We start from the raw sequence: 15,090 nt of genomic DNA, 5'->3' as shown, positions 1-15,090 counted from the left end.
AAAAAGCCCCTTTAGAGGGCTTTTTTATTTTCGTCCGGGAAGCGTGTTGTGGACATAAGGCGGGACGGGATCCAGCTTCGCTATTTCGCCGTGCGCTTTCGGTTCCTTTTCGTATTCAAAAGGTTCGCCGTCAGGCGCTTTTTCTTTCAGCCAATTTTGTTCAGCGCTTTCTGCTCCATCTGAGAAATGGATAAGTTTATGCGAGAATGACTGCTTTTCCAGCGCCTTCGGGAAAGTGGAAGGAACGATCGGGCCTTCCTGTGCTTCTAATTCTTTAATGGCCGCAAGCCATTGGTTTTGATGCATGGTGTCGCGGGCCAATAAAAAGCTGAGCATATCTTTCACGCCTTTATCATCGGTCATTTCATACAGGCGTGCGACTTGAAGCCTTCCTTGTGATTCGGCGTTCAGATTGGCGCGGAAGTCTGCCAGGAGGTTTCCGCTTGCGACGATATAGCCTGCGCTCCAAGGAACGCCCGTGCTGCTCTCCGGCATGGCGCCCAGTCCTGAGACGATCGCATGATGCGGATTCATTCCGCCTAAAATGGACCCGATGACCGGATCATCAGCCGCTTTCTCCTGCTCCGCCAGCGGGGCATCTTCTAACAGTCTCGCAATCATTGTCGCGATCATTTCGACATGGCCGATTTCTTCCGTCGCGGTATCCATCAAGAGATCCTTATATTTTTCATTGCCCCGTGTATTCCAGCCTTGAAACAAATATTGCATGGCGACCGATATTTCCCCGTATTGTCCGCCCAAGATTTCCTGCATCTTTTTTGCGAACAGCGGGTCAGGACGATCCGGTTTTGCCGGATGCTGCAGTTTTTTCGTATGTGTAAACATGTCTCCATCTCCTTTTTTATTTGTCCCTATTTACTTCCCCATCAGGAAAAGGGATGAAACGGAGATGGGCGTATCGGTCCTGCTAAGGATCGCGCCGCAAAGATAACAAGTCTTGCACAAGCCCCCGGCCGATCACCTGTTCATATTGTCCGTAAACCGGATCGAGGCGTTTCATCCACTTTTTCTTTTCCGCTTTCGTCAGCATGTGAATATTGATGGATGAATTCTTCTTGATTTCTTCAAGCTGGTCTTTATTCATTTTCTCAGCGGAGGTTTCGTTCCATTCCGTTGTTTCTTTCATCGCCTCCGTTAAGATGGTTCTCGTTTTTTCCGTCTGTGAATTCCAGAAATGTTCGTCGGTCATCACGGCATAACCGAGGTATCCGTGATTGCTGATTGTCAAATAATCTTGAACATTATAAAATTTTTTAGAATAGATATTTGAAATCGTATTTTCCTCTCCGTCTACGAGATTGCTTTCCAAGAGCTGAAACGTGGAATTAAACGAATCCTGCCGCGGGTTCGCGCCGAGCAGGCGGAATTGGTCTTCGATCACGCTGCTCGGCATGATCCTGAGCGCCTGTCCTTTCAAGTCGTCCGGAGTGAAGATAGGCCCTTTGTTCGACGTGAGCTGCTTAAATCCGTTCGTCCAGTATGCCAGGCCTTTCAAATGATGCTTTTCTAAAGAAGCGAACAGGCGAGTCCCGATTTTGCCGTTTAGGCCTTCTTGTACGGCTTTATAGTTTGTAAACGCGTACGGCAGATCTAAAACACCCCATTCAGGCGACAGAGATCCGAGCTTTGAGGTGGAGGGAGCGATGAATTGCACGTCCCCGTTTTGGAGGGCGTTTATTTCTTCATTATCTGAATAGAGGCTCCCGTTTGGAAACACCTCTACTTTAATGGTTCCGCCTGACTTTTGATAGACCAGATCGGCGAATTTATTCGCCGCCCGCCCTTTAGGCGTGTTTTCAGCAACGACATGGCTGAATTTGAACACCATTTGATCTTTCAGGCCTTCCTGTTCGTCATCATAATACGGTTCATCCGTTGGGAAACGATCATGAAAGCCGATGAATAAAGCGGTTCCGATACCGAGTACCATCAGGCTGAGACACGTCAGCAAGCTTTTCATCGAAAACCCCCTCCGCCATTTTCTATAACAAGCATAATCGGGCGGGCCGTTTTCGTAAAGAGACGGAAAGGAAGAGGCCAATGACGAAAAAAAAGCTCACCATCCGCTGGAAAATCACCATACTTTCTTATATCGTCGTGCTTTTTACCTTTTTGATCGTCGGCATCGTGCTGATCGGAAATATTCAGCATACAGAGGAGCGCGAGCTGAAAAAACGGCTGATGAATACGGCGCGGACGGTATCTGAGATGACCGATGTCAAACGCGCCCTGGAGCAGAAAAAGCAGAGGGAAGACGTGCGCCATGCGGTCGAAGAAATAAGGATCATCAATGAAGCGGACTACATCGTCGTCATGGATATGGACCATATCCGTTATTCACATCCCGTCAGCACGATGATCGGGAAGCGTTCAAGGGGTGAGGACGAAGCCGCGGCGTTTGCCGAGCACATTTATTTTTCCGAAGCAAAGGGAGAAATCGGCACTGCCGTCCGCGCTTTTTATCCGATAAAAGATCGGGATCTGAATCAGATCGGCGTCGTCCTTGCCGGTAAAACGCTGCCCGGCTTTGGTGAAATCCTTCTTCAGCTGAAACATGACATTCTCTTTATCGTTCTGCTGGCGCTCGGTTTCGGACTGGCCGGCTCCTTTTTGCTGGCACGCCACATCAAAAAACAGATGTTTTGGCTGGAGCCCCATGAGATCGTGAGAATGTATGAAGAACGGACCGCTACGTTTCACTCAATGAATGAAGGTGTCATCGCCATTGATAACCAGCATCACATCACCATTTTTAATGAAAAAGCGAAGCAGATATTCAATGTCAGACAAGAGACCGATGGCAGGCTGATCTGGGACGTGTTAAAAGATTCGCGGCTCCCGGAAATCGTCGAGCGAAACCGGGCTGTATATAATGAAGAAATCCAAGTCAGCGGGAAGGTCATCATGAGCAGCAGAATTCCGATCGTTATGAAAAAGAAGGTCATCGGCGCCGTCGCCATATTCCAGGACAGGACGGAAGCGGCGAAAATGGCTGAAGAACTGACAGGTGTGAAAAATTTTGTCGATGCGCTCAGAGTCCAAAACCATGAACACATGAACAAGCTTCACACCATCGCGGGACTGATTCAGCTCGGAAAATCAGAAAAAGCGCTCCAGCTTGCTTTCAAGGCATCATCAGAACAAGAAAGCGTCACAGAATTCCTTCATCAGGCCATTCAAAATGACGCCGCGGCGGGGCTTCTGTTAAGCAAAATCAAAAGAGGCAAAGAGCTCGGCATTTCTGTGAAAATTGATGAAAACAGCAGCTTTTCACAATTTCCGGTGCATGTGGACCAGCATGACATCGTCGTCCTGCTCGGCAATTTAATCGAAAACGCGTTCGGCGCATTCGAAACAGCGGACACGGAGGACAAACACATTGACATCAGTATCGAGCAAAATGAAGAAGTGCTTGCGATATTAATAGAAGACAATGGAAGCGGGATTTCCGATCAGCATATCCCGCACATTTATGAAAAGGGGTTTACCGTCAATAAAACGGGCGGCACGGGATACGGCTTGTACCTCGTCAAACAGATCGTCGACAAAGGGATGGGCATCATAGAAGTCGACACACGGCAGGGACAGGGAACGGCATTTTCTATTTTATTTCCGATGAAGGGGGAGGAATCAATAGATGGAAATCAAGGTGCTGCTTATTGAAGATGATCCGATGGTGCAGGAGGTGAATAAAGAATTTATCACCGGCGTTTCAGGATTCAGCGTCATTGCCACGGCAGCTGACGGAGACGAGGGAATCAGGCTTATAAAAGATCTTCGGCCCGAACTCGTGGTATTAGACGTGTACATGCCGAAAAAAGACGGAATTAAAACGCTTCAGGAAATCAGAAAACAAAAGCTCGAAGTGGACGTCATCATCGTCTCGGCTGCAAAAGACAAAGAAACGATCCAGCTTATGCTGCAAAACGGCGCGGCCGACTATATTTTGAAGCCGTTTAAGCTGGAGCGGATGAGACAGGCGCTCGAAAACTTTAAACAATATAAACGGAAAATGGAACAGCATGACACCATGTCTCAAGACCAGCTTGACGCGCTGCTTAAAATTCCGCAAAATCCGTCCCGGGATCTGCCGAAGGGGTTAAATCATTTTACGATGAATGAAATTATAACCTATATGAAACGGCAGACGGAGCCGCTTTCAGCTGAAGAAGCCGCCAAAGCGCTCGGAATCGCCAGAGTGACGGCGCGGCGCTATCTTGATTTTCTTGAGAAAGACGGTCAGATTAAGCTCGACATTCAGTACGGGGGAGTGGGCCGGCCGGTTAACCGCTACAAATTCGTCCGTTAGCCGAGACCAAAAAGACCAAAATGTCCGTTATGAACATAAGCTTCCCCTCTTTGTTTGAAAACGCTATCATTTCAGCATAGACACAGCGAGAGGCAAGGGGGAGCAGGGATGAAAATATTCAAAAATCTCACAGTCCAAGTCATCACGGCGGTCATCATCGGCGTCATCGTCGGGCTTGTATGGCCTGAGGCCGGGAAACAGATGAAACCGCTCGGCGATACATTTATCAATGCGGTAAAAATGATTATCGCACCGATCATATTCCTGACGATCGTGCTTGGCATCGCCAAGATGGGAGATATGAAAAAAGTCGGCAAAGTCGGGGGAAAAGCATTTATTTATTTTGAAGTCGTGACCACCATCGCCCTTATTATCGGACTTCTGGTCGTCAATATCATGAAACCCGGTGAGGGGCTTGATTACAGCAAGCTTGAAAAAGGGGATGTCTCTCAGTACACGCAAAACGGGGGACAGGGAATTGATTGGATTGAATTTATCACTCACATCGTTCCGTCAAACATGGTTGACGCTTTTGCGAAAGGTGACATTCTTCAGGTCTTATTCTTTTCTGTTTTATTCGGAGTCGGCTTGGCAGCGCTCGGTGAAAGAGGCAAAAGCATTATTGATTTCTTCGATAAACTGTCGCACGTCTTTTTCAAGATCATCGGCTACATCATGCGCGCGGCGCCGATCGGCGCATTTGGGGCCATGGCCTATACGATCGGGCACTTCGGACTTGATTCCATCAAGCCGCTGGCGAGTCTGATGCTGTCTGTATACGTTACAATGTTCCTGTTTGTATTTGTCGCTTTGAATATCATTTGCAAGCTTTTCGGTTTCAGTTTGTGGAACTATCTCCGGTTTATTAAAGATGAACTGCTCATCGTTCTCGGCACAAGCTCTTCTGAGTCCGTCCTGCCGCGGATGATGGATAAAATGGAGCGCTACGGCTGTTCCAAATCGGTTGTCGGTCTTGTGATTCCGACGGGGTATTCCTTTAATCTGGACGGCACCTCGATTTACCTTTCCATGGCGACGGTTTTTCTGGCGCAGGTGTTCGGCGTTGACCTTACCATCGGTCAGCAGGTTACGATCATTCTCGTGTTAATGCTGACATCAAAAGGCGCGGCGGGCGTAACCGGAAGCGGATTTATCGTGCTCGCCTCCACTTTGTCGGCGCTCCAGGTAATTCCGCTGGAAGGGCTTGCGCTGCTCCTCGGTGTTGACCGCTTTATGAGTGAAGGAAGGGCGATCGTCAATCTGATCGGAAACGGAATCGCCACCATCATCGTAGCCAAGAGCGAAAATGAGTTTGACGAAGCAAAAAGCACACAGGCCGTAAAAGAAATGAAAACGGCGGTATAAAATGGGAGGAACGGCATGCATCCGGCATGCCGTTCTTTTTTTTGTCTGCCATGAGTAAAAAAGATAAATTTGTTTAAATTTATTAGGAGGTGGACAAAGACCTTAGCGTCATTTTGTTATATAATTTACAATTAGAGAGTGAAAGATGAAATCTAAGGGCTTTTTGTCCTAGCAGGAGTGTATAAATGGCGGCTATTTTTAAATTTTTTCAGCATCCGGGTGTCAGACGTTTTTCCGTTTTTCTTGTTTTGACTGGGGTGTTAGTTGTATTCCGAAGTATGATTAATTTGATTTTGCTTACGTTTATTTTTACTTTTCTGATGGATCGGCTGGAGACTGTCATCCGGCACGTGTTGAACCATTTTTTCCGTATCAGTCAGAGGGTGGTCATCACCATTTTATATATTGCGCTGGCTGTCGGAGCGACTGTGGGAGGTTTTGTCTTCTACCCGATTGTTGCCAAGCAGATTGAACAGCTGATTAAGCAGATCAAGCACATCGCGTATCATCCCGATGTCATCCCGTTTTATGATGAAATATCGAGCGTGTTCGGTGACATTAATATCGGTTCTTATGTAAAAGAAGGATTTAATGTACTGTATACATACTTGGCCGATATCAGCACTTTCGGTTTGCAGGTCGTGATGTCACTGATTCTCAGCATGTTTTTCCTGTTCGAGAAAAAGCGGCTCACGGAATTCATGAAAAAATTTCAGCACAGCAAGCTGTCTGTCTTTTACTATGAACTTGCTTTTTTCGGCAGCAAGTTTGCGAGAACATTCGGCAAAGTGATTGAAGCACAATTTATTATCGCGCTGGTGAACTGTATCCTCACCTTCATCGCATTGGCCATTCTGCATTTTCCGCAGCTGTTCGGCCTGTCCATCATGGTCTTTTTCCTCGGGCTCATTCCCGTGGCGGGTGTGGTGATTTCGCTCATCCCGCTCAGTATCATCGCGTATACGACGGGCGGCGCTGCGTATGTTATCTACATCGTATTGGTCATTTTCGTTATTCATGCGATTGAGACGTACTTCCTCAATCCGAAACTGATGTCAGCGAAAACGGAACTTCCGATCTTTTTTACCTTTACGGTTTTGATTTTCTCGGAACATTTCTTCGGCATTTGGGGCCTGATTATCGGGATTCCGATTTTTGTGTTCCTGCTGGATATTCTGGATGTCGTCAATAATGAAGAGAAAGAAAAATCCGGACCGGGGCCGGAGAAGACGTAACAGCCCCGGCTCTTCACGAATAAATGACAAATGTTATAATGCAGACAGTGCCTTATGTACGGGCACTGTTTATTTTTTTTTGAAAAAGGAGGAAGGCTGTATGACTGAGCCGATTTTACATATTGAAGGCCTTGACAAAACAATAGGCAAAAAGCACATTTTGAAAAACATCAGCATGGATGTCAGGCAGGGCGAGATCATCGGTTTGCTCGGTCCGAACGGGTCGGGAAAAACTACATTGATCCGCATCATCGTCGGTCTTTTAAAGAAAAACAGCGGCACGATTACAATTAACGGCTTTCAGCACGATACTGAGTTCGAAAAAGCGTTGGAATCCGTCGGCGCGATCGTGGAAAACCCTGAATTCTACCCGTATCTGACGGGATGGGAAAACCTGAAGCACTTTGCCAACATGCACAAAAACATCAAAGAGGACAGGCTTCAGGAAGTCATCGAGCGGGTCGGGCTCGCAAATGCCGTTCACGACAAAGTTAAAACGTATTCCCTCGGCATGCGTCAGCGTCTCGGGATTGCACAGGCCATTCTTCACCGTCCGAATCTGCTCATTTTAGATGAACCGACAAACGGTCTTGATCCCGGCGGAATGAAAGATTTTCGCGATCACTTAAAAGAGCTCGCGGAACTTGAAGGGACGAGCATCCTTTTTGCGACGCATTTATTGCGTGAAGTGGAGGACCTTTGCGACCGTGTCATCATCATTCAAAAAGGTGAAATCAAAACAGAGGTCGTTCTGCGAGGCGCAGCGGAAAAAGAAGAAAAAGCCGTCCTCGACATACAGCCTGCTGACGAAGCATTCGAATGGCTGTCCCAACAGCAGTTTGCTCCGGAGAAAAACGGCGGGGGCATTACCGTCACCGTAGCGAAGAAGGACATCCCGGAATTAAACCGGGCGCTCGTCGGACAAGACTTTCTCGTGTATTCCATCATGCCGTATGCGGAATCGCTTGAGGATGAATTCATGAAAGTGACGGCGGCACTTCAAGAGGAGGGGGAGACGAATGTTTAAATTGACAGCGAATGAGCATATGAAACTCTTTAATCGTAAAGTCTCATTAGTGGCGCTGATTTTAATGGCCGTTCTTCAGTTTATTATGGCGCTCGTCATTAAACGGCTTGTCATCAGCTCCGGAACGGACGAGAATTTCATCGGCTATATGGCGTACGCGCCCGGGCTCAATATTCTGCTTGAAGCATTAACGATCGTCATTGCGGCGACGATCATTTCAGCTGAATTTGATAAGAAAACGATTAAATTTTTGTTAATCCGTCCGGTAAAGCGGGAGCGGATTTTTATATCTAAACTCATTACCGTATTTTTGGTCAGCTTGTACCTGTATGCGGCGTACTATATTCTGTCTCTGCTGTTCGGCATGGCTTTCTTCGGAGTGTCGGTGACATCTGAATCAGGGACGCTTCTTGTAAACACACTGAAAGTAATCGGCACGAACTGGGTCGAGGCATTTGCGATGGCATGCTTCGGATTGCTGTGCTCTTCCTTATTCCGTAACAGCGCCACGGCCGTCATTCTGTCATTTATCGTCCTGTACGGCGCAAAATCACTTGTGACGATTATGTCAGTCTTCCAAAACAAATGGGGAAGCTTCCTGCTGTTCGCGAATACGGACCTGACGCAATACATGAGCGGGGCGAAACCGCTGTTTGCGGGAATGACGCCGTTATTTTCGACAGGCATTATCATTATCCATATCGTCTTCTTCTTAGCCGTCGCTTGGTGGAGCTTTTGCAAACGCGATGTTCGGGTATAAAGTAAAGGAATGACATTTTTGTGAAAAAGATCACGATAAATCAATAATTTATGCTATTTTGATTTATAATAAAGGTAATGACGGAGGTGCTCACTTGAGAAATTTTATTACCGCATTACCGATTGTGTTATTGCTTGGTTTTTCCTTTGTGTCATTCATGTTCCAATTCGAACATCTTGTTTATTTCAGGCTTGCGCTGGGATTGTTTTCTACAGTGGGTCTGTTTCTCTTATATAAAATGAAGACGGGATTCCGTTATTTCATCATCTACCTGTATGCAAGCTGGATCGTGCTTGCGGCGGTTACCGCGTTTGAAGAGCCGATATTCTCAAGCTTTTTCTTTGGCGGACTTGTGATGACGATGGGTTACCTCACATATATGCTGATTTATCTCGGGCTCAAGCAGGACCGCGGCCCGGAAGCAGTCTGAACACGCTATTCTATGGAATAGCGTGTTTTTTTGTACAGCCTTACAGTTGCGAAACGGGACTTGAATCTCTATAATACTTATTAACTTTATCGGAATTATAATGGGGGGATTCCAGTGTCTTTATGGATACAGAACGAACGGCAGAGAGAATGGATTGAAAAAATCGGCCTGCTTGCAGACGAATTTCAAAAAACAGCCGCGCTTGATGACGAAGAGGGCCGTTTTCCCGCGGAGAAAATTGAAAGACTGCGGGACGCGGGATATACGGCGTTAACGGTACCTGAGGCCTTCGGCGGTGCAGGCATTTCCGTTTATGATATGGTGCTGTTTCAGGAACGGCTGGCCCGGGGAGATGCGGCTGTTGCTCTCGGAATCGGCTGGCATTTATCTGTCATGGGAGAGCTCGGAGAAGAAAACAGCTGGAATGAAGATGTCTTTTCTTTTATCACAGAAGAGGTGAAAAAGGGAGCCGTCCTGAACAGGGCAGCGACTGAACGGCAGACCGGCAGTCCGACGAGGGGAGGAAGACCCGGCACTTCCGCTGTCAAAAAAGACGGAAAATGGGTGCTGAGCGGCCGAAAAACTTTTACAACCCTTTCGCTGACTTTGGATTATATGCTTGTGACGGCATGGATTGAAGAAAAACAMACGACCGGTGTTTTTCTCATTCATAAAGATCAGGCAGGCGTCTCGGTCGAAGAAACGTGGGATATGATTGCCATGAAGGCGACCGGAAGCCACGACCTCATTTTAGATGATGTCACGGTCAGTGACGAGCGGCTCGTGGAGCTTATCAGCGGGCCGAGAGCGGCGAAAGTGAATGGCTGGCTGCTTCACATTCCCGCTGCTTATTTGGGTATCGCTCAAGCAGCAAGGGACTATGCCGTCCGGTTTGCATCCGAATATTCGCCAAACAGCCTGAACGGACCGATTAAAGACGTGCCGGCCGTTCAGCAGCGTGTCGGGGAAATGGAGCTTGAATTGTTAAAAGCGAGACAGTTTCTTTTCACGGCGGCGCAAATGTATGATGACCCGAAACGCCGCCCTTTCATCAAAAGCGAACTCGGCGCGGCAAAACACATTGTGACAAATGCCGTCCTTTCCGTTGTTGATAAAGCCATGAGAATCACCGGCGCGAAAAGCCTGGAGCGAAACAACCCGCTTCAGCGGTATTACCGTGACGCCCGCGCCGGCCTTCACAACCCGCCGATGGACGATGCGGTAATCGGCAAATTAGCGGCGGAAGCCTTTGAGCAATAAAAAAAGAGCCTGAAATAGGCTCTTTTTATGTATGGCTGTTGTGCCGGAGCAATTTTTGATGCTTGCGGTCGATTCTGTCATAAATGACATTCATCAGCTTTTGATTATTCATAATGGCCGCCTTGTTTTCTTTTATCAGCTGTTCGTATGTTTTTATTTTCCGTTTCGCCATGAGCCCGCACCTTCCTTACATATTTGATATTCGCTTTCTAACTCTCCAAGCGATAATTCATATAAGTGCCGTTCCGACTTCTTGTATATTCCGTTACTGATCAGCAAATGGATCAGATGTTTTTTACGTCCTTCGAATGATGATCTGAGTTGAGGAGAAGATCTCATGATTACCCTCCTAATCAAATGATATTGATAATCATTATCAGTTAATGAAAGTATACAATGAGCCTATTCATATGTAAAGAGAAAATACCGCCAATTTTTCGACAAAAAGTTTCCCGGGGAATAATGCTGTCGAATTGATTGCATTTCCGCCATATAAAAGCTGCTATTTTTCTGCTTTTCCATCCATACTATGAATGAGAATGGAGGAGTCCTTACATGAATGATCAAACGGCGAACTTAAAAAGGGGCGAGAAAGGCGCGATTCTGAATATCGCCGCATACCTCATCCTTGCCGCCGTCAAATTGGCGATCGGTCTTATTTATCATTCCGAAGCGCTTAGAGCGGACGGGTTAAATAATGCCACGGATATTGTCGCATCTCTTGCTGTGTTGATCGGGCTCCGGATTTCCCAGCGCCCCGCGGACAGCGATCATGCCTACGGACATTATCGAGCTGAAACAATTTCTTCACTAATTGCGTCTTTTATTATGATGGCGGTCGGGATTGAAGTGCTGATCGGTGGGGCGAAGGCGGTTGTCAGCGGAACGGAGGCCGAACCGAGCTACATTGCGGCATGGACGGCGCTCGGAAGCGCGATCGTCATGTACGGCATGTATGTATATAACAGGCGTCTTGCAAACCGGATCAAAAGTTCGGCGCTTCATGCGGCGGCGAAAGACAGCCGATCTGACGCATATGTCAGTATTGGGGCGTTTATAGGTGTCATAACGGCCCGCTTTCATCTGCCGTGGATTGATCCGGTCATTGCTTTTCTGATCGGGATCATCATCTGTAAGACGGCACGGGACATCTTCAAAGATGCTTCCCACTCATTGACGGACGGATTTGACTTGAAAGATTTGGAACCGTACAAACATACGGTGAAAGAAATAAAAGAAGTCAGCAGGCTGAAGGATGTGAAAGCAAGGTATTTGGGAAGCACGGTTCATGTGGAAATGGTCATTACGGTAGATCCGGGACTGTCTGTGAAAGAAGGTCATGAAGTAGCCGATGAGGTCGAATGTGCAATAAAACATGAACATGATGTGACTCATGTCCATGTTCATGTAGAGCCTGAAGTCATAAACAAAGATCACGAAACGAATTAAATATGCTGTGATAAAAACTCTGTGACTTCTTCCGGAGTTTTCGCGTTTGCGCTGTGCAGATGCGCTTTCTTTTCACCGTCTTTAAAGACCAGAAGGCTCGGGATGCCCATCACTTGATATTTGTCGGCAAGCTCAGGGAGTTCGTCTCTGTTCAGCTCATACCAATCATTTTGATTATATTCTTCCAAAATATCGCCGATGAACATATTCATGCGCGTGCAGTCAGGGCACCAGTCAGCGAAAAATTTCACGATGATTTCCTTGTCGGATTGAATAAGTTCATTAAATTGTTCTGTTGTACTGATTTTTTTCATATGACACATCTCCTTTTCCATGCCATTTTAATATAAAATAAAAAGGAATTACATACAAATGCTTTCATATTCAGAATGCCCAAAAATAATTAGATCATTTTCTGATGAAAATGATAAGATAGTAAAGATGAATTGCTGTGGGGGGAATATCCATTGAAAACAAGTCTAGGATTGGTGTACGGCGGAAAGTCAGCCGAACACAATGTATCGCTGCAGACAGCACTGGCTGTAACAAAAGCGCTTAATACTGATAAGTTTGATATACATCCGATTTACATCACTGAAAAAGGAGAGTGGCAAAGAGGCCCGCTTCTGACTGAACCGGTTTCCAACGTGAAAATGCTTCAGCTGGAACAAAACGGTGAAAGTTTCGCTCTTTCAGCATTGAACCGGGAAATGTTTCCTGAAGCGTCGGCTGACGAGAAGGCGCCGATTGACGTCGTATTTCCGCTTCTCCACGGACCGAACGGTGAAGACGGCACGATTCAAGGACTGCTGGAGCTGCTGAATGTTCCTTATGTCGGCAACGGAGTGCTTGCATCATCAGCCGGCATGGATAAAGTCATCATGAAGCATTTGTTTGCTCAAGCGGGGCTTCCGCAGGCGAAGTATGCCGCTTTCTTAAAAAAGGATTGGAAACAGACGCCGGACAGCTGCTTACAACAGGTTGAAGAGGAGCTGGGGTATCCGTGCTTTGTCAAACCGGCGAACCTCGGATCAAGTGTCGGAATCAGCAAATGCCGAAACCGTGAAGAGCTTGAAAAAGCCTTCGAACTGGCTTTTGAGTATGACCGGAAAATTGTTGTGGAAGAAGGAATCGCCGGCAGAGAAATCGAAATCGGCGTGCTCGGAAATGACGAACCGAAATGTTCCGCCGTCGGTGAAATCGCTCCGAAGACCGACTTTTACGACTATAAAGCGAAATACGAAGACGGCGACACGGATTTAATGATTCCCGCGCAAGTGACGGATGAACAGTACGCGGAAATCAGCGAGATGGCGATTAAAGCCTTCAAAGCGATTGATGGCTCAGGCCTTGTCCGCGCCGATTTCTTCCTGACCAATGACGGTCAAGTGCTCATTAACGAAGTGAACACAATGCCGGGCTTTACGCCATTCAGCATGTTCCCGCTGCTGTGGAAAGAAGCCGGCGTAGATTACAGCGATCTGATCGAGCAGCTGGTTGAGCTGGCAAAAGAACGCCATGCCGAAAAACAGCTGATTAAACATACATTTTAATGAAGACGGACACTGCCTGAAGAGGGCAGTGTCTTTTCCCGTAACAGACAACATTTTCAGAAAGCGAGGTGCCACCTTTGATAAAGCGAACTGTAAAACGAATCGCAGACATGGTCAAAGGCACACTGACAAATCCTGTATTTGAACAAACGATGATTGAGGGCGCCGCAACCGATACGCGGACTTTGGAAAAAAATCAGCTGTTCATTCCTTTAAAAGGAGAGCATTTTAACGGCCATACCTTTGTGCCGCAAGCATTCGAAAAAGGCGTCTCCGCGGTATTGTGGGACCGCTCTGAGCCGAATCCGCCGCAAGAGCGTGCCGTGATCCTTGTCGATGACACGCTGGAGGCGCTGCAAACATTGGCAAAAGCTTACTTAAAAGAGCTCGGCACACGGGTTATCGGGGTGACCGGAAGCAACGGAAAAACGACAACAAAAGACATGCTTCACGCCGTCCTCGGCACTCAATACCGCGTTCACAAAACCGCAGGCAATTTCAACAACCATATCGGCCTGCCGCTGACGGTGCTTGCTATGCCCGAAGATACAGAAATCGCCGTTTTAGAAATGGGGATGAGCGCGAGAGGCGAAATTGATTTTCTGAGCCGTCTCGCCGAACCGGAAGCTGCCGTCATTACCAATATCGGCGAATCCCATATGCAGGATTTAGGCTCAAGAGAAGGAATTGCGGAGGCGAAACTAGAAATTATAAACGGACTTCGGGAAGACGGCGTTCTGTTTTATTTCGGGGATGAGCCGCTGCTTCGCGAAAGGGCGTACACTTGCCGGACAACGACATACGGCGCAGGCGCGGACAATGATCTCCGCCTGAAAGAAATGAAACAGGCGGAAGAAGGCACTTATTTCAGTATCGACGGTATTGATCGTTCTTTCTTTGTTCCCGTTCTCGGCAGACATAATGTCATGAATGCCATGGCCGCATACGCCGCGGGCATCTATTTCGGCATTACGCCCGAAAATGCCGCTCTGGGACTGAGCCGCCTGAAAGTGACGGGAATGAGATTGGAATTGGTCAAAACGGATAACGGCATCTCAATCGTTAACGACGCGTATAATGCAAGTCCGACGTCAATGAAAGCGGCGGTCGAATTAATCGAAACGATGAAAGGCTACCGGAAGAAAATGCTCGTGCTTGGTGATATGCTTGAACTCGGTGATCATGAAAAAGCATTCCACGAAGAATGCGGGGCCGCGATCAATCCGGAGGAGATCGACCATGTATTTACGTACGGCACTCTCGGCGCGTTCATCGCTGACGGAGCACGCCGGCATTTTGAAGAAGGCCGCGTCAGCCATTATCTCGAAAAAAAAGAACTGCTTCACGCCATACAGGAAAAGGCCGCTTCCGGCGATCTCCTTCTGTTTAAAGCATCAAGAGGTATGAAGCTTGAAGAAATCGTTAAAGATTTATTAGAGGAGAACTGAAGAAATACTGATCAGCCTCATAAAAATTTATAAAAATGAAGAAACTAAATCCGGGTGAAATAATTCTGTCCGTATGAAAAAGAAAGACCGCCGGCTGGAAAATCCCGCCCGGCGCGGGGGCCGACGTCATTTGCGGGAAGAATCCGGTCAGGCCGCTTCCGGCAGCTTGAACATCTCGCCTTATTGAAAAACACATAGTGTAATGGTAAGATTAAACGTAAAGTAATTCGGGC

The 15,090-nt window shown here is 47.3% G+C and carries 15 protein-coding genes and 1 pseudogene; 11 read left to right on the top strand and 5 right to left on the bottom strand.

The window, feature by feature from the left end:
- Window positions 1–24: 24 nt before the first annotated feature.
- Both AC1DN5_RS14455 and AC1DN5_RS14450 read right to left on the bottom strand, forming a co-directional pair.
- A complete protein-coding gene (locus tag AC1DN5_RS14455; RefSeq protein WP_016937192.1) occupies window positions 25–846 on the bottom strand; it encodes a manganese catalase in 822 nt (273 codons plus the stop codon).
- An 82-nt stretch (window positions 847–928) separates the two neighbouring features.
- Window positions 929–1,981: a TRAP transporter substrate-binding protein gene (locus AC1DN5_RS14450; RefSeq protein ID WP_366970133.1), complete on the bottom strand. Its 1,053-nt coding sequence runs from the start codon at window positions 1,979–1,981 to the stop codon at window positions 929–931.
- A gap of 80 nt (window positions 1,982–2,061) precedes the next feature.
- Here AC1DN5_RS14450 and AC1DN5_RS14445 point away from each other — a divergent pair, with 80 nt between their 5' ends.
- From AC1DN5_RS14445 to AC1DN5_RS14410, 8 genes are all read left to right on the top strand, one after another.
- Entirely contained in the window at window positions 2,062–3,684 is a 1,623-nt protein-coding gene (locus AC1DN5_RS14445) for a sensor histidine kinase (RefSeq protein WP_366970134.1), read from the top strand.
- Window positions 3,659–4,330: a response regulator gene (locus AC1DN5_RS14440; RefSeq protein ID WP_366970135.1), complete on the top strand. Its 672-nt coding sequence runs from the start codon at window positions 3,659–3,661 to the stop codon at window positions 4,328–4,330. The genes AC1DN5_RS14445 and AC1DN5_RS14440 overlap by 26 nt, the downstream gene beginning before the upstream one ends.
- Window positions 4,331–4,438: 108 nt before the next feature.
- Window positions 4,439–5,695, top strand: a complete 1,257-nt coding sequence (gene dctP, locus AC1DN5_RS14435) for a C4-dicarboxylate transporter DctP (RefSeq protein ID WP_012116859.1) — start codon at window positions 4,439–4,441, stop codon at window positions 5,693–5,695.
- A gap of 185 nt (window positions 5,696–5,880) precedes the next feature.
- Entirely contained in the window at window positions 5,881–6,930 is a 1,050-nt protein-coding gene (locus tag AC1DN5_RS14430) for an AI-2E family transporter (RefSeq protein WP_016937187.1), read from the top strand.
- 100 nt (window positions 6,931–7,030) lie between these two features.
- Window positions 7,031–7,957 carry an ABC transporter ATP-binding protein gene (locus tag AC1DN5_RS14425; RefSeq protein ID WP_016937186.1) on the top strand — a complete coding sequence of 309 codons (927 nt, stop codon included), beginning with the start codon at window positions 7,031–7,033 and terminating at the stop codon, window positions 7,955–7,957.
- A 19-nt stretch (window positions 7,958–7,976) separates the two neighbouring features.
- A complete protein-coding gene (locus AC1DN5_RS14420) occupies window positions 7,977–8,717 on the top strand; it encodes an ABC transporter permease (RefSeq protein ID WP_095242095.1) in 741 nt (246 codons plus the stop codon).
- A 94-nt stretch (window positions 8,718–8,811) separates the two neighbouring features.
- Window positions 8,812–9,147, top strand: coding sequence for a hypothetical protein (locus tag AC1DN5_RS14415; protein WP_003156210.1), 336 nt, complete (start codon window positions 8,812–8,814; stop codon window positions 9,145–9,147).
- A 114-nt stretch (window positions 9,148–9,261) separates the two neighbouring features.
- Window positions 9,262–10,407: an acyl-CoA dehydrogenase family protein gene (locus AC1DN5_RS14410; RefSeq protein ID WP_476982769.1), complete on the top strand. Its 1,146-nt coding sequence runs from the start codon at window positions 9,262–9,264 to the stop codon at window positions 10,405–10,407.
- A 25-nt stretch (window positions 10,408–10,432) separates the two neighbouring features.
- Here AC1DN5_RS14410 and fbpB read toward each other — a convergent pair whose 3' ends face one another.
- Entirely contained in the window at window positions 10,433–10,579 is a 147-nt protein-coding gene (fbpB, locus tag AC1DN5_RS14405; protein WP_003156206.1) for a Fur-regulated basic protein FbpB, read from the bottom strand.
- Window positions 10,572–10,746 (bottom strand): annotated as a pseudogene (locus AC1DN5_RS14400) (Fur-regulated basic protein FbpA); the annotation flags it as partial. The pseudogene AC1DN5_RS14400 and the gene fbpB, both read right to left, overlap by 8 nt.
- 216 nt (window positions 10,747–10,962) lie before the next feature.
- On the opposite strand from AC1DN5_RS14400, the gene AC1DN5_RS14395 reads away from it, so the two are divergent.
- On the top strand, window positions 10,963–11,856 hold the full coding sequence (locus AC1DN5_RS14395; RefSeq protein ID WP_366970137.1) for a cation diffusion facilitator family transporter: 894 nt from the start codon (window positions 10,963–10,965) through the stop codon (window positions 11,854–11,856).
- On the opposite strand, the gene AC1DN5_RS14390 is transcribed toward AC1DN5_RS14395, so the two are convergent.
- Entirely contained in the window at window positions 11,853–12,170 is a 318-nt protein-coding gene (locus AC1DN5_RS14390; protein WP_016937180.1) for a thioredoxin family protein, read from the bottom strand. The two genes, AC1DN5_RS14395 and AC1DN5_RS14390, sit on opposite strands and share 4 nt — an antisense overlap.
- A 153-nt stretch (window positions 12,171–12,323) precedes the next feature.
- Between AC1DN5_RS14390 and AC1DN5_RS14385 the strand changes: the two genes are divergently transcribed.
- Together AC1DN5_RS14385 and AC1DN5_RS14380 are read left to right on the top strand one after the other, a co-directional pair.
- The gene (locus tag AC1DN5_RS14385; protein ID WP_013351087.1) at window positions 12,324–13,409 is read left to right on the top strand and encodes a D-alanine--D-alanine ligase; all 1,086 of its coding nucleotides are present in this window, start codon (window positions 12,324–12,326) and stop codon (window positions 13,407–13,409) included.
- A gap of 77 nt (window positions 13,410–13,486) precedes the next feature.
- Window positions 13,487–14,857, top strand: coding sequence for a UDP-N-acetylmuramoyl-tripeptide--D-alanyl-D-alanine ligase (locus tag AC1DN5_RS14380; RefSeq protein ID WP_064778180.1), 1,371 nt, complete (start codon window positions 13,487–13,489; stop codon window positions 14,855–14,857).
- Window positions 14,858–15,090 lie beyond the last annotated feature (233 nt).

Source organism: Bacillus sp. 01N42_2 (assembly GCF_056399565.1).
Note: the sequence above shows the minus strand (reverse complement) of the source record. Positions and strands in the feature narration are given on the sequence as shown.

Coding starts and splice junctions, on each gene's coding strand:
- AC1DN5_RS14455 (WP_016937192.1), bottom strand. CDS start 846: ATGTTTACACATACGAAAAAACTGCAGCATCCGGCAAAACCGGATCGT.
- AC1DN5_RS14450 (WP_366970133.1), bottom strand. CDS start 1,981: ATGAAAAGCTTGCTGACGTGTCTCAGCCTGATGGTACTCGGTATCGGA.
- AC1DN5_RS14445 (WP_366970134.1), top strand. CDS start 2,062: ATGACGAAAAAAAAGCTCACCATCCGCTGGAAAATCACCATACTTTCT.
- AC1DN5_RS14440 (WP_366970135.1), top strand. CDS start 3,659: ATGGAAATCAAGGTGCTGCTTATTGAAGATGATCCGATGGTGCAGGAG.
- dctP (WP_012116859.1), top strand. CDS start 4,439: ATGAAAATATTCAAAAATCTCACAGTCCAAGTCATCACGGCGGTCATC.
- AC1DN5_RS14430 (WP_016937187.1), top strand. CDS start 5,881: ATGGCGGCTATTTTTAAATTTTTTCAGCATCCGGGTGTCAGACGTTTT.
- AC1DN5_RS14425 (WP_016937186.1), top strand. CDS start 7,031: ATGACTGAGCCGATTTTACATATTGAAGGCCTTGACAAAACAATAGGC.
- AC1DN5_RS14420 (WP_095242095.1), top strand. CDS start 7,977: ATGAAACTCTTTAATCGTAAAGTCTCATTAGTGGCGCTGATTTTAATG.
- fbpB (WP_003156206.1), bottom strand. CDS start 10,579: ATGGCGAAACGGAAAATAAAAACATACGAACAGCTGATAAAAGAAAAC.
- AC1DN5_RS14395 (WP_366970137.1), top strand. CDS start 10,963: ATGAATGATCAAACGGCGAACTTAAAAAGGGGCGAGAAAGGCGCGATT.
- AC1DN5_RS14390 (WP_016937180.1), bottom strand. CDS start 12,170: ATGAAAAAAATCAGTACAACAGAACAATTTAATGAACTTATTCAATCC.